17 protein-coding genes and 5 tRNA genes are annotated in these 18,048 nt (G+C 70.2%); 16 read left to right on the forward strand and 6 right to left on the reverse strand.

Annotated features, from left to right (window positions below):
• Positions 1–5: 5 nt before the first annotated feature.
• A complete protein-coding gene (locus ABZT74_RS16080) occupies positions 6–3,884 on the reverse strand; it encodes a nitrate- and nitrite sensing domain-containing protein (RefSeq protein WP_356169685.1) in 3,879 nt (1,292 codons plus the stop codon).
• Between the two features lie 595 nt (positions 3,885–4,479).
• Between ABZT74_RS16080 and ABZT74_RS16085 the strand changes: the two genes are divergently transcribed.
• The 9 genes from ABZT74_RS16085 to ABZT74_RS16125 all read left to right on the forward strand — a co-directional run bounded on the left by ABZT74_RS16085 (position 4,480) and on the right by ABZT74_RS16125 (position 8,519).
• Positions 4,480–4,668, forward strand: a complete 189-nt coding sequence (locus ABZT74_RS16085) for a hypothetical protein (protein ID WP_355867779.1) — start codon at positions 4,480–4,482, stop codon at positions 4,666–4,668.
• Positions 4,669–4,779: 111 nt separating this feature from the next.
• Positions 4,780–5,556 (forward strand): fumarylacetoacetate hydrolase family protein, encoded by a 777-nt coding sequence (locus ABZT74_RS16090; RefSeq protein ID WP_356435474.1) that lies wholly within the window; start codon positions 4,780–4,782, stop codon positions 5,554–5,556.
• Positions 5,549–7,024 (forward strand): glutamate--tRNA ligase, encoded by a 1,476-nt coding sequence (gltX, locus tag ABZT74_RS16095; protein WP_356169688.1) that lies wholly within the window; start codon positions 5,549–5,551, stop codon positions 7,022–7,024. Before ABZT74_RS16090 ends, gltX begins: the two co-directional genes overlap by 8 nt.
• 160 nt (positions 7,025–7,184) lie before the next feature.
• Positions 7,185–7,919 carry an HAD family hydrolase gene (locus ABZT74_RS16100; RefSeq protein WP_355867788.1) on the forward strand — a complete coding sequence of 245 codons (735 nt, stop codon included), beginning with the start codon at positions 7,185–7,187 and terminating at the stop codon, positions 7,917–7,919.
• A gap of 89 nt (positions 7,920–8,008) precedes the next feature.
• A tRNA-Gln gene (locus tag ABZT74_RS16105) sits at positions 8,009–8,080 on the forward strand.
• A 41-nt stretch (positions 8,081–8,121) separates the two neighbouring features.
• Positions 8,122–8,194 (forward strand) — tRNA-Glu (locus ABZT74_RS16110).
• 62 nt (positions 8,195–8,256) lie between these two features.
• Positions 8,257–8,329: transfer RNA gene (locus tag ABZT74_RS16115), tRNA-Glu, on the forward strand.
• A gap of 16 nt (positions 8,330–8,345) precedes the next feature.
• Positions 8,346–8,417 (forward strand) — tRNA-Gln (locus ABZT74_RS16120).
• Positions 8,418–8,446: 29 nt separating this feature from the next.
• Positions 8,447–8,519, forward strand: a tRNA-Glu gene (locus ABZT74_RS16125).
• A 223-nt stretch (positions 8,520–8,742) separates the two neighbouring features.
• Here ABZT74_RS16125 and ndgR read toward each other — a convergent pair.
• On the reverse strand, positions 8,743–9,459 hold the full coding sequence (gene ndgR / locus ABZT74_RS16130; protein ID WP_355867791.1) for an IclR family transcriptional regulator NdgR: 717 nt from the start codon (positions 9,457–9,459) through the stop codon (positions 8,743–8,745).
• A gap of 190 nt (positions 9,460–9,649) precedes the next feature.
• Between ndgR and leuC the strand changes: the two genes are divergently transcribed.
• The 4 genes from leuC (at position 9,650) to ABZT74_RS16150 (ending at position 12,977) form a co-directional block, all read left to right on the forward strand.
• A complete protein-coding gene (leuC, locus tag ABZT74_RS16135) occupies positions 9,650–11,074 on the forward strand; it encodes a 3-isopropylmalate dehydratase large subunit (RefSeq protein ID WP_355867794.1) in 1,425 nt (474 codons plus the stop codon).
• A 5-nt stretch (positions 11,075–11,079) separates the two neighbouring features.
• The gene (leuD, locus tag ABZT74_RS16140) at positions 11,080–11,673 is read left to right on the forward strand and encodes a 3-isopropylmalate dehydratase small subunit (protein ID WP_355867797.1); all 594 of its coding nucleotides are present in this window, start codon (positions 11,080–11,082) and stop codon (positions 11,671–11,673) included.
• Positions 11,674–11,951: 278 nt separating this feature from the next.
• Positions 11,952–12,182 carry a hypothetical protein gene (locus tag ABZT74_RS16145; protein WP_164374128.1) on the forward strand — a complete coding sequence of 77 codons (231 nt, stop codon included), beginning with the start codon at positions 11,952–11,954 and terminating at the stop codon, positions 12,180–12,182.
• A 138-nt stretch (positions 12,183–12,320) separates the two neighbouring features.
• On the forward strand, positions 12,321–12,977 hold the full coding sequence (locus tag ABZT74_RS16150) for an HU family DNA-binding protein (protein ID WP_356435477.1): 657 nt from the start codon (positions 12,321–12,323) through the stop codon (positions 12,975–12,977).
• A 67-nt stretch (positions 12,978–13,044) separates the two neighbouring features.
• Here ABZT74_RS16150 and ABZT74_RS16155 read toward each other — a convergent pair whose 3' ends face one another.
• On the reverse strand, positions 13,045–13,248 hold the full coding sequence (locus ABZT74_RS16155; protein ID WP_081219622.1) for a hypothetical protein: 204 nt from the start codon (positions 13,246–13,248) through the stop codon (positions 13,045–13,047).
• 156 nt (positions 13,249–13,404) lie between these two features.
• Entirely contained in the window at positions 13,405–14,043 is a 639-nt protein-coding gene (gene cofC / locus ABZT74_RS16160) for a 2-phospho-L-lactate guanylyltransferase (protein ID WP_356435612.1), read from the reverse strand.
• A 144-nt stretch (positions 14,044–14,187) separates the two neighbouring features.
• Here cofC and ABZT74_RS16165 point away from each other — a divergent pair, with 144 nt between their 5' ends.
• The 3 genes from ABZT74_RS16165 (at position 14,188) to ABZT74_RS16175 (ending at position 17,240) form a co-directional block, all read left to right on the forward strand.
• Positions 14,188–14,958 carry a lysophospholipid acyltransferase family protein gene (locus tag ABZT74_RS16165; protein WP_355867805.1) on the forward strand — a complete coding sequence of 257 codons (771 nt, stop codon included), beginning with the start codon at positions 14,188–14,190 and terminating at the stop codon, positions 14,956–14,958.
• Positions 14,955–15,965, forward strand: a complete 1,011-nt coding sequence (locus tag ABZT74_RS16170; RefSeq protein WP_355867808.1) for an NAD(P)H-dependent glycerol-3-phosphate dehydrogenase — start codon at positions 14,955–14,957, stop codon at positions 15,963–15,965. Before ABZT74_RS16165 ends, ABZT74_RS16170 begins: the two co-directional genes overlap by 4 nt.
• A gap of 117 nt (positions 15,966–16,082) precedes the next feature.
• On the forward strand, positions 16,083–17,240 hold the full coding sequence (locus ABZT74_RS16175) for a D-alanine--D-alanine ligase family protein (protein WP_356169694.1): 1,158 nt from the start codon (positions 16,083–16,085) through the stop codon (positions 17,238–17,240).
• Between the two features lie 21 nt (positions 17,241–17,261).
• Here the strand turns inward: ABZT74_RS16175 and ABZT74_RS16180 are convergent, their stop codons facing one another.
• Both ABZT74_RS16180 and ABZT74_RS16185 read right to left on the reverse strand, forming a co-directional pair.
• Entirely contained in the window at positions 17,262–17,777 is a 516-nt protein-coding gene (locus ABZT74_RS16180) for a DUF3515 domain-containing protein (RefSeq protein WP_356435480.1), read from the reverse strand.
• Between the two features lie 20 nt (positions 17,778–17,797).
• Entirely contained in the window at positions 17,798–18,031 is a 234-nt protein-coding gene (locus ABZT74_RS16185; protein ID WP_164374121.1) for an Lrp/AsnC ligand binding domain-containing protein, read from the reverse strand.
• Between the last annotated feature and the right edge of the window lie 17 nt (positions 18,032–18,048).

Consider the following 18,048-nt stretch of genomic DNA (forward strand, 5'->3'; position numbering starts at 1 on the left):
CTCAACTAACGCTCCTGCTGGTGAGTGGGGCTGGGGAAGCTGCCGGTCTGGCCGTTGGGAGCGGCCTGTCGACCTTGCTGAATGCCCCTACGGAGATTGGTCAGCCGGCCGCGTACGTCATCAGGCGCACGCGAGACCTGCGGACCGGTTTGGTGCGTTTGCTGCTGTGCCGTGCCCGCGACCAGGTTGGCCCGCGGGACGCGGCGCGGCAGGCCGGAGGTGGTGACCCCGCCTGCCGACGGTTTACGGGCGCGCTCTGCCTGCTTGACGAGGTCGTCGTTGGGAGAGCTGCGCCAAGAGGCGGAGGCCGGTGCCGCGGCGGGCCGCTGCTGCGGCGCCGAGGAACCCTGCGGCTGCTGGGGAACGACCTGCGAGGCTCCCTGCGAACCGTTGGTCTGGTGCGCGCCGTCAGCGCCGGCACCGTTCGCCTGACCGTGGAACCAGTTGGTCTCCAGGGTGTCGAACAGCGGCGTACGGCCGTCACCGGGACCCGCGGGCGGAAGCGCCTCGGGCTCCTGCGGACGGACGGGCGGCTGCGGGGCCGCCGGCCGCTCGAACTGTCCGGTGGACGAGGAGTCCTGCCGGTTGCCGTAGCCGGTTGCCGAGAACTGCCCGGTGGACGCGGGGTCCTGGGAGGCTCCGTAGCCGGGACGGGCGAACTGGCCGGTGGACGACGGGTTCTGCGTGGCGCCGTAGCCCTGGGCCGAGAACTGCCCGGTGGACGACGGATCCTGCGAGGCGCCGTAGCCCTGCGGAGCGAACTGGCCCGTGGAGGCCGGGTTCTGGCCGACGGGGGAGGCGCTGCCGGTGCCGTACACGTCCGGGCGGGGGTACTGCCCGGTGTTCTGGCCGCCGTTGCTCTGAGCGTTGCCGCCCTGGCCGTTGCCGTTCTGTCCGCCGTTGTTCAGGCCCGTGTACTGCGGCGTGCCGGCGCCGGGGCGCGGGGCGTCGAAGTCGGGACGGGCGAACTCCGAGGTGGACGCGGGGCCCTGGTGGTCCTCGATCCGCGGCATGCGGGAGGTGGACTCGGGGTCCTCGTGGCCGCGCGGGGCGTCGAGGGAAGCGCGCGGCACGGGAGGCTGCGCGTTGTCGTCGCTCCAACTCGGCGTACGGGAAGCGGTGTTGCCGCCGGGCAGTTCGGCGCGAGCGCCACCGCGGCCCGGAAGCTGCGGCCGGCGACGGCTGCCCTTGCCGGTCTGCGGGGTCTGCGGGGCCGGCGGCGTGGCGGCGGGGGCGCTCTCGCCGAAGCCGTTCTGCTGCCGGGCACCGGAGCCGTTGGCCGCGCCGAACGCGTTCTGCCGGCCGCCGGAGGTGTCACCGAAGGCGTTCGCGGAGCCCGGCGTCTCACCGAAGCCCTGCTGGTTGCCGTTGCCGGCCTGGAGACCCTGCGGGGCACCCTGCGCGTTCTGTCCGAAGACGCCCGCGCCGGCACCGGCCGGAGCCGGCCTGCCCTGCTGTCCGGCACCCGGGTTCTGGGGGCCACGCGCACCGCCGGGAGCACCCGGGCGACCGCCCTGGTTGCTGCCGGGCAGCGCGGCCCGCGGACCCTGGCCGGCGCCGACCTGTCCGCGCTGCGGCGGGGCACCGAGGGAGCCGCCGGCGGCCGCGGGGGCTCCGGCGCCGAGTGAGGGACCGCCCTGCGAGCCGTTGCCGCGACGGGCCGCGGCCAGTCCGGCCGAGGCCTGCGCGGCGGCGGGTCCGCCACCCTGCATGCCCTGGCCGGGCTTGCCCGGAACGGGCTTCTTGCCGCCCTGGGCGACGTCGACGGGCAGCATGACCAGCGCGGTCGTACCACCGGAGTCGGACGGACGGAGCTGGATGCGGATGCCGTGGCGCTGCGACAGACGGCCGACCACGAAGAGGCCCATGCGGCGGGAGACGGAGACGTCCACGGTGGGCGGTGCGGCGAGCCGCTCGTTGATCGCGGCGAGGTCCTCGGGGGACAGGCCGATACCGGTGTCGTGGATCTCGATCAGCACCCGGCCGTCGGGCAGGGCGTGACCGGTGACCTTGACCTTGGTCTGCGGTGAGGAGAACGAGGTGGCGTTCTCGAGCAGCTCGGCGAGCAGGTGCACGAGGTCGTTGACCACACGGCCGGCCACTTCGGTGGTCGGCACGGAGGCCAGTTCGATGCGCTCGTACTGCTCCACCTCGGAGGCGGCGGCGCGGAGCACGTCGACCAGCGGGACCGGGCGGGTCCAGCGGCGGCCGGGCTCTTCACCGGCGAGCACCAGGAGGTTCTCGCCGTTACGGCGCATGCGGGTCGCGAGGTGGTCGAGCTTGAACAGCGAGGAGAGCTGGTCGGGGTCGGCCTCACGCGACTCCAGCTCGGATATGAGCGAGAGCTGGCGCTGGATGAGACCCTGCGAGCGGCGCGAGAGGTTGGTGAACATCGCGTTGACGTTGCCTCGCAGGAGGGCCTGCTCGGCGGCGAGGCGGACGGCCTCACGGTGCACGTCGTCGAAGGCCGCGGCCACCTGGCCGATCTCGTCCCGGGAGTGCACACCGACGGACTCGACGGAGGTGTCGACGTCCTGCGGGTCCGACTCCGAGAGCTGCTTGACCAGCTCGGGCAGACGGTCCTGGGCGACGCGGGTCGCGGTGTCCTGCAGGCGGCGCAGCGAGCGGATCATGGACCGGGCCACCACGAAGGCGCCGACGAGCGAGACACCGAGCACGAGCAGGATCAGCGCACCCGAGATGATCGCTTCGCTCTCGGACTCGTTGCGCAGCTGACGGGCCTTCTGCTCCATCTCGCCGAGCAGCGTGGTCTCGATCGTCGACATCTTGTCGATCTTGGTGGTGTCCTCGTCGACCCAGTCCTTGTAGGACTGCTTCGCCTGCGTCTTCAGACCGTCCTGGCCCGCGAGTACACGCCGGGCGTACTTGTCGGCGGACTCGATGGTCGGGTTGGGGCCCTCGATGGGCTTCAGGAGGTCGGCGTAGCCGCTGCCGTAGATGGTCTTGAAGCCGTTGATCTCCGAGTCCTGGCTCTCCTGCGCGGAGGACGCGTAGAGCCGGTCGTTCTCGGAGAGCGTTCCGAAGGTCTTCGGCTGCTCGGGCAGGGCGGCGGCGATGACGGCGCGCTGGACGGAGGCGTACTCCTTGGCGGTGGAGAAGGCCGTCAGCGCACGGGTGCGCTGGATCATCTCCGGGTTGCTGGTCGCCTCGGCCATGTCCTGCGAGAGCGCGAGGAGCTGACTGACGAGGCGGTGGTACGCCTCGACCGTCTGCATCGAGTTCCTCGGGTCGTTGTACGCGTCGTTGCGGATCTGGTTGAGCTTGATCAGCTCGCCCGCGATACCGACGAGGCTGTCGCGGACGCCGGAGAGCTGCCCCTTGGCCGTCGCGTCCTCGATGTCCTGCGTGCCCTCGAGGAAGTGCTTCTTCGCGACGTCCGTCGCGTCACGCACGCCCTTGACCGTGTAGTCGCTGGACGTGGCGCCGTGCGACAGCGGGCCGGCCGACAGGTCACGCTCCTTCTGGAGCGCGACGGAGAGTTCGGTCGCCTGCCGGGTCATCTCGGTCAGCAGCTTCATGTTGTCGAGCTGCTGGATGTCGTCCATCGACTGGTTGATGCGCAGGGCGCCCAGCGAGGTCGCGGCGACCACGGGGAGCGCGAGCAGTGAGACCAGTCGCGTCGAGATGCGCCAGTTCCGCAGGGCGACGCGCGGGCCGGGGCCCGGGGTGCTCGGCGGCGTGGCGGCCGGTGTGGTGGCGGGAGCCTTGGGCTTCGCGCCGGAGCGAGCGGACTGACCACCGCTGGCGCCGACCTCTGCCGGTCCCGGGTTCTGGGCGTGCTGGGGCGAGGAACCGCGGTCGGTCCCGCCGCGCGGCTCCGGCTCCGCCGAAGCGCTGCCATCCCTCTTGAAACGTCCCTGCACTAGCGTCGCAACCTCTGGACCAGGCGCCCCTCCGCGCGAACGGCGGGACGGTGTCGGCGTCGTACAAAGGCGCAGATGCGCCTCTTGGTGTGGTCGTGAGTGACCGGCGCAGGCTCCCCTTTCCCGCCGCCACTCGGCGCTGCGTTGCGCCCCTGCGCGCCGGTTCGTATCCCGCGGCGGTCCGTGGAATTCCAGCACAGTGCAGGATCTCCAACAAGGGCCGAGTACCAGGCTGTGACCTCCGTGACAGCATGTGAGGGCCGCGTCACGAGATGTGCAAAGCGATCTCGTACATACCGGGCGTATGCCCACGAGCCATTGGCGCGCACCCCCTGTCCCAGTCGCCATGATCAGGAGCGGAATGACTGGTTCAGTGGAGCAATGTCCGTTTGGTCGGGCGGAGTTGGGGGTGGCAATTGACCGCTTTGCCCCTGGGTGAGTGAGCAAACTCACACCACGATCATGGCGTCTTCACGGCTTCGCCCGGGAATTGCATGTTTAGCCTGACGCTTTACAGGGATGGCGAATCCGACAACCCGCGCCTATACGGGGCTCTTCGCCCCCGGCGCCCAGGACGACAAGGTCGAGTACAACGGTGAAGACGACGATGATGTTCCGCAACATTGCCAACCCGCGACGCACCACCCTGGCGCACCTCGACGACGCCGGTGCCCTCGGGACCGCGGAGCAGCCGGAGCACTCGCTCGACCTTCCGGGCCAGACCGCCAACCCCCGCCGCACCATCCTCATGGAGGTCCCGGTCTCCGCGGCCGCCGCGGAGTGAGCCGGCCGCCCCACGGCGACCCCCGGCGGACATACGCGAAGCCCGCACCCCTTGCCGCGTTAGCCTGGAGCGTCAGACTTCAGCCAGCTCAGTGAGGGGCGCAAGGATCCCGTGCGCATCGCCAGATTCTCCATCGACGGCAACGTCGCTTTCGGCGCGGTCGAGGGCGACAGGCCGGACGAGCTCGTCCTCGACATCATCAAGGGCATCCCGTTCGCGGACTTCGAGCTCTCCGGTACGAAGGTCCCGCTGAGCAAGGTGCGGCTGCTGCCGCCGGTGCTCCCCAACAAGGTCGTGGCCTTCGGCCGCAACTACGCGGAGCACGCCAGGGAACTCGGCAACGAGGTACCCGACGCCCCGTTCGCCTTCTTCAAGCCGTCGACCTCGGTGATCGGCTCCGGCGACCCGATCCAGCACCCCTCCTTCACCAGTGATCTCCACCACGAGGCGGAGCTCGCCGTGGTGATCGGCCGCATGTGCCGTGAGGTCCCGCGCGAGCGCGTCAAGGACGTCATCCTCGGCTACACCTGCGCCAACGACGTCACCGCGCGCGACGTGCAGAAGCGCGAGAAGCAGTGGGCCCGGGCCAAGGGCTTCGACAGCTCCTGCCCGCTCGGCCCCTGGGTGGAGACGGACGTGGACCCCGCCGACCTCACCATCCAGTGCACGGTCAACGGACAGCAGCGGCAGCTCGGCCGCACCAGCGAGATGATCCACTCCGTCGAGGACCTGATCGTCAACATCTCCGAGGCCATGACGCTGCTGCCCGGCGACGTCATCCTCACCGGCACCCCGGCTGGGGTCGGCCCCCTTAACGTCGGCGACGAGGTCGCCGTCACCATCGAAGGCATCGGCACTCTCACCAACAAGGTGATCAAGCGTGGCTAACGCGACCGTCCGCGTACGTTTCTGTCCGTCCCCGACCGGCAACCCCCACGTGGGCCTGGTCCGCACCGCCCTGTTCAACTGGGCCTTCGCCCGGCACAACGAAGGCACGCTGGTCTTCCGCATCGAGGACACCGACGCGGCCCGCGACTCCGAGGAGTCCTACGACCAGCTGCTCGACTCGATGCGCTGGCTCGGCTTCGACTGGGACGAGGGCCCCGAGATCGGCGGCCCGCACGCCCCGTACCGCCAGTCGCAGCGCATGGACATCTACCGGGACGTCGCCGCGAAGCTGCTGGAGGCGGGTCACGCCTACCCCTGCTACTGCTCGACCGAGGAACTGGACGCCCGCCGCGACGCCGCCCGCGCCGCCGGCAAGCCCTCCGGCTACGACGGCCACTGCCGCGACCTCTCCGCCGAGCAGAAGGCCGCCTACGAGGCCGAGGGCCGCAAGCCCATCGTCCGCTTCCGGATGCCCGACGAGCCGATCACCTTCGACGACCTGGTGCGCGGCGAGATCACGTACCTCCCGGAGAACGTCCCGGACTTCGGCATCGTCCGGGCCAACGGCGCACCGCTGTACACGCTGGTCAACCCGGTCGACGACGCCCTGATGGAGATCACCCACGTCCTGCGCGGCGAGGACCTGCTCTCCTCCACCCCCCGGCAGATCGCCCTCTACAAGGCGCTGACCGAGCTGGGCATCGCCAAGAGCACGCCGGCCTTCGGGCACCTCCCCTACGTCATGGGCGAGGGCAACAAGAAGCTCTCCAAGCGCGACCCGGAGTCCTCGCTCAACCTCTACCGGGAGCGCGGGTTCCTCCCCGAGGGCCTGCTGAACTACCTGTCCCTGCTGGGCTGGTCGCTCGCGGCGGACCGCGACATCTTCTCCATCGAGGAGATGGTCGCCGCGTTCGACGTCAAGGACGTGAACCCGAACCCGGCGCGCTTCGACCTGAAGAAGTGCGAGGCGATCAACGCCGACCACATCCGCCTGCTCGACGTGAAGGACTTCACCGAGCGCTGCGGCCCCTGGCTGCGCGCCCCCTTCGCCCCCTGGGCGCCGGAGGACTTCGACGACGCCAAATGGCAGGCGATCGCCCCGCACGCCCAGTCGCGGATGAAGGTCCTCTCGGAGATCACCGACAACGTCGACTTCCTGTTCCTGCCCGAGCCGGCCATCGACGAGGCGTCCTGGACGAAGGCCATGAAGGAGGGCAGCGACGCCCTGCTCCGCACGGCCCGCGAGAAGCTCGACGCCGCCGACTGGTCGTCCCCGGAGTCCCTCAAGGAGGCCGTCCTGGCCGCCGGTGAGGAGCACGGCCTCAAGCTCGGCAAGGCGCAGGCGCCGGTCCGTGTCGCCGTCACCGGCCGCACGGTCGGCCTGCCGCTCTTCGAGTCCCTGGAGATCCTGGGCAAGGAGACGACGCTGGCCCGCGTCGACGCCGCCCTGGAGCGGCTCGCCGCATAGCCACGAGGAGTACACACAGGGGGCGGTGTCCGTTTCGGGCGCCGCCCTCCTGCTGTGCCCACCCCGCGCGACCGACGAGTGCCCGGCCCCGGCGCCCTGCCGGGCCGCCCAGGACGGCGGCCGGGGGACAGCCGCCCGTCTCCGGAGATACGGTCGTTCCATGGGCATCGACGCGGTGGTCTGGGACATCGACGACACGATCTTCGACTACACGGCGGCGGACCGGGCCGGCATGCGCGGCCACCTGGCGGCCGAGGGCCTGCTCGACGGACACACCTCCGTCGAGCAGGCCCTCGCGCGCTGGCGTGAGATCACCGACGCGCAGTGGGCACGGTTCTCGGCCGGTGAGACGGACTGGCAGGGCCAGCGCCGGGAGCGCGTCCGGGTGTTCGTGGGGGAGCGGCTGAGCGACGCCGACGCCGACGCGTGGTTCGACCGCTACGTCACGCACTACGAAACCGCCTGGACCCTCTTCCCCGACGTCCTGCCCGTCCTCGACCGTCTCACCGGCAGCCACCGGCACGCGGTCCTGTCCAACTCCAGCCTCCTCGTGCAGGACCGCAAACTGCGCGTCCTCGGGGTGCACGACCGGTTCGAGACGATCCTGTGCGCCGCGGAACTGGGCGTCTCCAAGCCCGCGGCGGCCGCCTTCCACGCGGCCTGCGACGCCCTGCGGCTGCCACCGCACCGGGTCGCCTATGTCGGGGACCACCCGGAGATCGACGGCCGGGGCGCCGCCGAGGCCGGCCTGCTCTCCGTCTGGATCGACCGTGACGGCGCCCACATCGCGGCGGACGGTCCGCCGACGGGCCCGCACCGCATCGCCTCGCTGGCCGAACTCCCCTCGCTGCTCGGCGCCGATACCCGTTTTGGAGCGCCGTCCACCTTCGGGTAATGTTCTTCCTGCGCCGCCGAGAACGGGCCGAAAGGCCGGAGCTCGGAGGCGCTAGCTAAGACAAGATCCCGCAGGGGATGGTGTCTCAGTGGCCTATGGTGTAATTGGCAGCACGACGGTTTCTGGTTCCGTTAGTCTAGGTTCGAGTCCTGGTAGGCCAGCTCGCAGAGCTCATCTGCACCGCGGAGACCAGCTCCGCAAAGCCCCCGTTGTGTAGCGGCCTAGCACGCTGCCCTCTCACGGCAGTAGCGCCGGTTCGAATCCGGTCGGGGGTACAGATCCTTCTCAGGGGGACAGTCCGGGTCGCACCCGCTGGCTCTCATGCAGGATCGCTAGGGCCCCCGTTGTGTAGCGGCCTAGCACGCTGCCCTCTCACGGCAGTAGCGCCGGTTCGAATCCGGTCGGGGGTACTGGTCTAAACCACCATGGGCTATGGTGTAATTGGCAACACTACGGTTTCTGGTACCGTCATTCTAGGTTCGAGTCCTGGTAGCCCAGCTCGGTTCTGTGCAAGCGCACGATCCAAGGCCCCCGTTGTGTAGCGGCCTAGCACGCCGCCCTCTCAAGGCGGTAGCGCCGGTTCGAATCCGGTCGGGGGTACGTGGTTCGCAAGGGTCTCCACTTCGGTGGGGGCCCTTTCGGCGTTCCAGGACTCCTCGGTGCTTCGGGGCCGTTCTCGTGACGGTGGCGCCAACTCGGTTTCCGTCGTCGCGAGTTCGGTGCTCCGGGGCGGGCCTGCCGCGGCGTTGGGGCCGGCCCGTCCCGGAGAGCGAGAAACACGAGGACCAGGGAACTAGGGGAACAAGGGGAGAGGGAAGCCTGATCAGCCGGTGCGGCGCAGGGCCTCGGAGAGCCGCCCGGCGGCGTCGATGACCGCCTGGGCGTGCATCCGGCCCGGGTGACGGGTCAGGCGCTCGATCGGACCGGAGACCGAGACGGCGGCCACCACGCGGTTCGAGGGACCGCGGACCGGAGCGGAGACGGACGCGACACCCGGCTCCCGCTCGCCGATCGACTGGGCCCAGCCGCGGCGTCGTACTCCCGACAGGGCGGTCGCGGTGAAGCGGGCGCCCTGGAGGCCGCGGTGCAGCCGCTCCGGCTCCTCCCAGGCCATCAGGATCTGCGCGGAGGAGCCGGCCTTCATGGTGAGGGTGGAGCCCACCGGCACGGTGTCCCGCAGACCCGACAGGCGCTCGGCCGCCGCGACGCAGATACGCATGTCTCCCTGGCGGCGGTACAGCTGGGCGCTCTCGCCCGTGATGTCCCGCACATGCGTGAGCACCGGGCCCGCCGTCGCGAGCAGGCGGTCCTCGCCGGCGGCCGCGGCCAGCTCGGCGAGACGGGGGCCGAGGATGAACCGGCCCTGCATGTCACGCGCCACCATGCGGTGGTGCTCAAGTGCCACGGCGAGGCGATGTGCCGTGGGCCGTGCCAGTCCGGTCGCCGCGACCAGGCCCGCGAGGGTGGCCGGACCGGACTCCAGAGCGCTCAGGACAAGGGCTGCCTTGTCCAGAACGCCGACGCCGCTACTGTTGTCCATGAAACGATACTCGCGTCTCACTCTGTGAAACGCAAGTTCAATTTCCGGTGGAACGCGCCACCCTTGTAGACACAACGGCCCGCGGACCAACGGGCCGGGCGGACGACGTCCGGACGAGGGGTACGGACGTCTGCCGCCTCGGAAATCTCTAGTTGGGCCGGCGCCACACAGGCCGGCCGGAGGGAAAGCGATGGGTAGGACACTCGCGGAGAAGGTCTGGGACGACCATGTCGTCCGGCGCGCCGAGGGCGAGCCCGACCTCCTCTTCATCGATCTGCACCTGCTGCACGAGGTGACCAGCCCGCAGGCCTTCGACGGCCTCCGTCAGGCGGGGCGTCCGGTGCGGCGGCTCGACCTCACCATCGCCACCGAGGATCACAACACCCCGACCCTCGACATCGACAAGCCCATCGCGGACCCGGTCTCCCGGGTCCAGCTGGAGACGCTGCGCAAGAACGCGGCCGAGTTCGGTGTGCGCCTGCACTCCCTGGGCGACGTCGAGCAGGGCGTGGTCCACGTGGTGGGCCCCCAGCTCGGCCTGACCCAGCCCGGCACCACCGTGGTCTGCGGCGACTCCCACACCTCCACGCACGGAGCCTTCGGCGCCCTGGCGTTCGGCATCGGAACCTCGCAGGTCGAGCACGTGCTGGCCACCCAGACGCTGCCGCTGGCCCGCCCGAAGACGATGGCCATCACCATCGACGGCGAACTGCCCGACGGTGTCACCGCCAAGGACCTCATCCTCGCGATCATCGCCCGGATCGGCACCGGCGGCGGCCAGGGCTACATCCTGGAATACCGCGGCTCCGCCATCGAGAAGCTGTCGATGGAAGCCCGGATGACCATCTGCAACATGTCGATCGAGGCCGGCGCCCGCGCGGGCATGATCGCCCCCGACGAGACCACCTTCGCCTACCTCGAGGGCCGCGCGCACGCCCCCGAGGGCGAGGACTGGGACGCCGCCGTCGCGTACTGGAAGACCCTGAGGACCGACGACGACGCCACCTTCGACGAGGAGGTCGTCATCGACGCCGCCTCGCTGGCGCCGTTCGTCACCTGGGGCACCAACCCGGGCCAGGGCGCGCCGCTTTCGGCGGCCGTCCCCGACCCGGCTTCGTACGAAGACGCTTCGGAGCGCCACGCCGCCGAAAAGGCCCTGGAATACATGGGGTTGACCGCCGGACAGCCGCTGCGGGACATCAAGGTCGATACCGTCTTCGTAGGTTCGTGCACCAACGGCCGTATCGAGGACCTGCGGGCCGCGGCCTCGATCGTCGAGGGCCGCAAAGTCGCCGACGGGGTAAGGATGCTGGTCGTCCCCGGCTCCGCGCGGGTCGGTCTGCAGGCCGTCTCCGAGGGCCTGGACGTGGTCTTCAAGGAGGCCGGCGCCGAATGGCGGCACGCGGGCTGCTCGATGTGTCTCGGCATGAACCCGGACCAGCTGGCCCCCGGTGAGCGCTCCGCCTCCACCTCGAACCGCAACTTCGAGGGCAGGCAGGGCAAGGGCGGCCGTACGCACCTCGTATCGCCGCAGGTGGCGGCCGCGACCGCCGTTCTCGGTCACCTCGCCTCGCCGGCCGACCTGTCCGACGCCCCCGTGCCCGCTGGAGTCTGAGAGCCATGGAAGCATTCACCAAGCACACCGGCCGGGCCGTCCCGCTGCGCCGCAGCAACGTCGACACCGACCAGATCATCCCCGCCCACTGGCTCAAGAAGGTGACCAGGGACGGCTTCGAGGACGGCCTCTTCGAGGCCTGGCGCAAGGACCCGTCCTTCATCCTCAACCAGCCCGAGCGCAAGGGCGCCACGGTCCTGGTGGCGGGCCCCGACTTCGGTACCGGCTCTTCCCGTGAGCACGCCGTCTGGGCCCTGCAGAACTACGGCTTCAAGACCGTCGTCTCGTCCCGGTTCGCGGACATCTTCCGGGGCAACTCGCTCAAGAACGGCCTGCTCACCGTGGTTCTGGAGCAGAAGACCGTGGACGCGCTCCAGGAGCTGGTGGAGAAGGACCCGCAGGCCGAGATCACCGTCGACCTGGAGGCCCGCGAGGTGCGCGCCGAAGGCATCACCGCCGCCTTCGAACTCGACGAGAACGCCCGCTGGCGGCTGCTGAACGGGCTGGACGACATCTCCATCACCCTCCAGAACGAGGGCGACATCGCCACGTACGAGGCCAAGCGGCCCTCGCACAAGCCGAAGACGCTCCAAGTCTGACCCGAGGGCCGTTCCGCGGCCGGGGCAAGACTGATTTCAGCCACCCGCAACACCCCTCTGTACCCCCAATCGTGGACGGTTGGGGGTACAGCTGTATCCGCCCTCGAAGGCCCCTCGTTCACCCCCGTGACACCTGTCAACTCCCTTAGTTACAAGGGAGTTTGCCTGGGTACGCGCCCTGTGGAGCAGCTTCCGGCCGGCGTCGCCAGGAGGCCCTCGGGAGGCGGCAGTTACCCCCTGCGCAGGCGACAACTCGCCCCAGATGGCACAATCTGTGCATGGAACGCGACGGCCAACTCGAGCTCTACACGGCAGTCGCCGCCCAACTCAAGGAAGCGCACACAAGAGTGCGCGCACTGCAAGTCCCGGAGGGCGTACGGATGGCGCTGGCCCGGAAGCTGCTGGTCATTACGGCTGCGGCCAAGCACGATCTCGCCGATGCGACAAGGCGTCTGGAGCGGTTCACCAACGACCTCGACGAGGGCCGATTCCCCGAAGAGGAACGCTGAGGAACTCCGCTGCGGTCCGAGTTCGTTGCGGCACAAGGGTGATTAGCCCGTTTCGTGTTTGATTTGCGGTATATATCTGCCTAACGTGCGAAAAAGCTTGAACGCATTCGTTCGGGCAATGTCTCCGAAGGGGAAGACGTGAACAAGGCGCAGCTCGTAGAAGCGATTGCCGACAAGGTCGGTGGCCGTCAGCAGGCCGCCGACGCGGTCGACGCGGTACTGGACGCGGTCGTCCGTGCGGTCGTCGGCGGGGACCGGGTCTCGGTCACCGGCTTCGGTTCCTTCGAGAAGGTCGACCGTCCGGCTCGTTACGCCCGCAACCCCCAGACGGGAGAGCGTGTCCGGGTCAAGAAGACCTCGGTGCCGCGCTTCCGCGCGGGTCAGGGCTTCAAGGACCTGGTGAGCGGCTCGAAGAAGCTCCCGAAGAACGACGTCGCGGTCAAGAAGGCCCCGAAGGGCAGCCTGTCCGGCGGCGCTTCGGCGACGGTGAAGAAGGCCGCGGCCAAGAAGGCCACCACCGCCAAGAAGGCGGCGACGGCGCGCAAGGCCGCCACCGCCAAGAAGACGACCGCGAAGAAGACCACCGCGGCCGCGAAGAAGACCACGGCGACGGCGAAGAAGACCACCGCCAAGAAGACCACGGCCACCGCCAAGAAGGCGGCCACGGCGAAGAAGACCACCGCCAAGAAGGCGACGGCCAAGAAGGCCCCGGCGAAGAAGGCGACGGCCAAGAAGGCCCCCGCCAAGAAGTCGACGGCGCGCAAGACCACCGCCAAGAAGGCCACCGCCCGCTAGAAGCAGGGCGCTGGAATACCTCACGCGCCGGGCCGGGCTCCCCTCGGGAGCCCGGCCCGCGGCGTTCTCAGAACGTCTGCAGGGTGATCAGCGTGATCCGGCGCCCCTCGCCCTCGCCCTCGGTCTCGATCCGTACGCGCTGCCCGGGCCGCAGCAGCCGCAGCCCGCCGGCGTCGAACGCCGCCCCGTCGAAGGGCACCGGAGTGCCGTCGTCGAGCAGCACCTGTCCGCTGCGGGTCTCGGGGTCGTACGTGTACGAGGTCGCCTGCATGGGGGCAGCCTACTGACCCCCGGGCGGCGCTCCCGACGGCCGAGCGGGACGCGATGCCTCCCCCTGAATCCGCTGGATCCGCGCCGTGGGCACAGGCCGTTCGCGGGGTGCGGGACCCCCCCCGGCCGGCCCAGCGCTTCGGCGCGAACCCGCCGCCTACTGTTTCGGAATCAGCAGCCGGGCCGCCGCCGCGAGCGTGCGCGGTCCCACCCCGAGCGTCAGCGCCGCCCGCAGATCGTCCCCGGTGTCCACGTCCTGCCGTACGGAATCCACGGCGTCGGGACGGAGTTCCGCGGCACCCGACGCACGATGGCGGGCCCGGGAATCGGTGCCGAAAGCCGGGAGCAATTCGAGACCCGGGGAAGCGGCCAGGAGTGTCGTCCCGATTGCGGCCGCATCGGCCAGGAATGCGCGCGGGAATTCGGCCGCCGCGTGCAGTACCCGGGCCAATTCCGCGGGGCGCAGAGCGGGCAGGTCCGCATTCAGGGCGGCGACGGCACTTCCGGGGTCCCGGGAGCGTACGGTCCCCGCTCCGTGCGCCAGTGCCGCGTTGAGGCCGCCGCCCGGCTCGTCCGCGACGATGCGCGCGCCCAGCGCGGCCAGCTCCCGCCCGGCCAGCGGATCGCCCGTGACGACCACCACATCCCCGACCGCCTCGCAGGCCAGCGCCGCCGCCACGGTGTCCTGGGCGAACGCCAGGGCGAGGGCCGGGCGCAGTCCCGCGGAGGCCGTGTCCGCCAGCCTGCTCTTGGCCCGCGCCAAGGGCTTGAGGGGAATGACCACCGTCCACCGCACGAGCACTCCGCCCTCTCTCGTCACGCCTTATTGTGACCCGCCGACCCTGGCGGTGCGGACGCCGGGGCGTACGGTGTTCTCGACAGACAGGCGGCCTGGGGCGACACTTGTGCGGCCCCCCAGGCCCAAGAGGAAGGTGTCCGCGTGCCCCGCCGCAGAATCGGCTTCTGGTACCGCTTCGCAGCGGTTCTCTGCAAACCGCCGCTGGTGGTTCTGATCAAGCGGGACTGGGGCGGAATGGAGAACATTCCGGCCGAGGGCGGATTTATCACCGCGGTGAACCACAATTCGCATGTGGACCCCTTCGCGTACGCGCACTATCAGTACAACACGGGGCGTGTTCCGCGCTTCCTGGCGAAGGCCGGCCTTTTCCGGAAGGGATTCGTCGGCGCCGCGATGCGCGGTACCGGACAGATCCCCGTCTACCGCGAGAGCACCGACGCGCTGAGCGCCTTCCGCGCCGCCATCGACGCCGTGGAACGCGGTGAGTGCGTCGCCTTCTACCCCGAGGGCACCCTCACCCGTGACCCCGACGGCTGGCCGATGACCGGCAAGACGGGCGCGGCCCGGGTGGCCCTGCAGACCAGGTGCCCGGTGATTCCCGTCGCCCAGTGGGGCGCCAACGAACTGCTCCCGCCCTACGCCAAGAAGCCCAACCTCCTTCCGCGCAAGACCCACCACGTGCTCGCGGGCCCGCCGGTGGACCTCTCGCGCTTCTACGACAAGGAGATGAGCCCGGACCTCCTGAAGGAGGCCACCGAGGTCATCATGGCGGCCATCACCGCGCAGCTGGAGCTGGTCCGCGGCGAGAAGGCGCCCGAGAAGGTGTACGACCCCCGCGAGGTGCGTATCGCGCAGCGCCGCAGGGCCGCGGCCCGGGCGAAAGCACAGCAGGAAGAGGAGCAGGGCACGTGAGCAACCCGGTCAGGGCAGCCGTCTTCGGGACCGGATCGTGGGGCACGGCCTTCGGGATGGTGCTCGCCGACGCGGGGTGCGACGTCACCCTGTGGGCCCGCCGCCCCGAACTCGCCGAAGCGGTCAACTCCACGCGGATGAACCCGGACTACCTCCCGGGCATCGAACTCCCGGAGAACCTGCGGGCCACCGCCGACCCCGCGGAGGCGGCGCGCGACGCCGACTTCACCGTGCTCGCCGTGCCGTCCCAGACCCTGCGCGCCAACCTCGCCGAGTGGGTGCCGCTGCTCGCCCCCGGCACCGTGCTCGTCTCCCTGATGAAGGGCGTCGAACTCGGCACGGTGAAGCGGATGAGCGAGGTCATCGAAGAGGTCGCCAAGGTCCCCGCCGACCGCGTCGCCGTCGTCTCCGGACCCAACCTCGCCAAGGAGATCGCCCAGCGGATGCCCGCCGCGGCGGTCGTCGCCTGCGCCGACGAGTCGGTGGCCCGCCGGCTGCAGGCCGCCTGCCACACGCCGTACTTCCGCCCGTACACGATCACGGACGTCGTGGGCTGCGAACTCGGCGGCGCCGTGAAGAACGTGATCGGCCTCGCGGTCGGCATCGCCGACGGCATGGGACTCGGCGACAACGCCAAGGGCTCGCTCATCACCCGCGGTCTCGCCGAGACGACCCGCCTCGGACTCGTCATGGGCGCCGACCCGATGACGTTCTCCGGCCTCGCGGGCCTCGGGGACCTCGCCGCGACCTGCTCCTCGCCGCTCTCCCGCAACCACACCTTCGGCCTCAACCTCGGCCGGGGCATGACGCTGCAGGAGACCATCGCGATCACCCGGCAGACCGCCGAGGGCGTCAAGTCCTGTGAGTCCGTGCTGGATCTGGCGCGCCGCCACGGCGTCGACATGCCCATCACGGAGACCGTGGTCGGCATCGTCCACGAGGGCAAGCCTCCGGTGGTCGCCCTCAAGGAGCTGATGTCCCGCAGCGCCAAGCCCGAACGGCGCTGAACGGGCCCCGGCACACCGCCGGGTGGGCGACGCTCCGCAACGGCCGGTACGACGCTCAGCAACGGCCGTCGTGGGGCGCTGACTCACCGCACGACCACCGGGTACTCTCAACCCGATATGAGCACCGAGAACCTCACCCAGAGCCCTGAGCAGCCGCGTCGCAAGCCGCGCGTGGCTGTCGTCTTCGGCGGCCGCAGCTCCGAACACGGGATCTCCGTGGTCACGGCCGGCGCCGTCCTCAGCGCCATCGACCGTGCCAAGTACGACGTCCTGCCGATCGGCATCACCCAGGACGGCCGGTGGGCGCTCACCGCGGACGACCCGGAGCGCATGGCGATCGTCGACCGGAAGCAGCCGAGCGTCGAGCAGCTCGCCGAGTCCACCGAGGGCGGCGTGGTGCTCCCCGTGGACCCGTCCAACCGCGAGGTCGTCTACAGCGAACCCGGTTCGGTCCCCAAGGCGCTCGGCGAGGTCGACGTCGTCTTCCCGGTGCTGCACGGCCCGTACGGCGAGGACGGCACCCTGCAGGGCCTCCTGGAGCTGTCCGGCGTCCCCTACGTCGGCTCGGGTGTGCTCGCCTCGGCCGTCGGCCAGGACAAGGACTACATGAAGCGGGTGTTCACCTCGTTCGGCCTCAAGGTGGGCCCCTACGTGGTGATCCGGCCCCGCGAGTGGCAGCAGGACGAGTCCGCCGCCCGCAAGAAGATCGTCGACTTCGCGGGTGAGCACGGCTGGCCGCTGTTCGTGAAGCCCGCGCGCGCGGGATCCTCGTTCGGCATCACCAAGGTCGACGACCTCGCCGGCCTCGACGAGGCGATCGAGGAGGCCCAGCGGCACGACCCGAAGATCATCGTGGAGGCGCTGCTGCGCGGCCGCGAGATCGAGTGCGGTGTCCTGGAGTTCGAGGACGGCCCGCGCGCCTCGGTCCCCGCCGAGATCCCGCCCGTGCAGTCGCACTCCTTCTACGACTTCGAGGCCAAGTACATCGACTCGGCCGACGGGATCGTGCCCGCGCCGCTCACCGAGGAGCAGACCGCCGAGGTCCGCCGGCTCGCCGTCGAGGCCTTCGACGCCGCCTCCTGCGAGGGCCTGGTCCGCGCGGACTTCTTCCTCACCGAGGACGGCGAGTTCGTGATCAACGAGATCAACACGATGCCCGGCTTCACGCCGATCTCCATGTACCCGCGCATGTGGCAGGAGACGGGCGTGGGCTACGCGGAGCTGGTCGACCGCCTCGTCCAGGCGGCGCTGCGCCGCTCGACGGGCCTGCGCTGAGCCCTGCGCGGAACCGCGGTGTCAGTCGGCGATCCCCACGGGGATCGCCTTCTTGACGCAGGCCGCGAGCCCGACCAGTACGCCCGAGACGTCGTCGCCCTTCGGGACCGTGACCTCGACGTACGTCGTGCGCAGGGCGGTGGTGAGACGGGTGGACCCGTCGTCCTGCTTCTCCATCAGCCAGTCGACGCCGTTCACACCGCCGCCGACCGCCTTCGGGTCGTTGCCCGAGGCTACCTTCGGGTCGGTCATCTTCGGCGGCCGTTCGACACCGCAGCGCAGTATGATCGCCGTCGCCGGGCTTCCCCAGCCCGCGGTCAGCGCGGACCGGGGCTCCGGGTCCTCACGGCTGCGGCCGTCCAACGTCCGCGGCAGCGCCTTGTCCAGGTTCTGGCACAACCCGGTGGCCTTCCGCCCCGGGTTCGGAACCGCGGCGGACGCGTTGTCGTCTGCTGAGGAGCAGCCCGCGATCGCGGTCAGAACCGCGATGACGGGCAGCCCGAGGAGAGCGGCGTGCCGGTGACGGAAGAAGTTCACCGGCCAAGGGTAGACGGGGGCTACAGGTGAACGACCGGGCAGGTCAGGGTGCGGGTGATGCCGTCCACTTGCTGGACCTTGGCGACCACCATGCGGCCGAGTTCGTCCACGGTCTCGGCCTGGGCCCGCACGATCACGTCGTACGGTCCTGTCACGTCCTCGGCCTGGATCACCCCCGAAATCTTGCTGATCGTCTCGGCGACGGTCGACGCTTTGCCGACCTCCGTCTGGATCAGGATGTACGCCTGTACCACGGAACCTCCAGGGCGGC

It is taken from the genome of Streptomyces sp. NPDC005302, assembly GCF_040607345.1.
Taxonomy (GTDB): Bacteria; Actinomycetota; Actinomycetes; order Streptomycetales; family Streptomycetaceae; genus Streptomyces.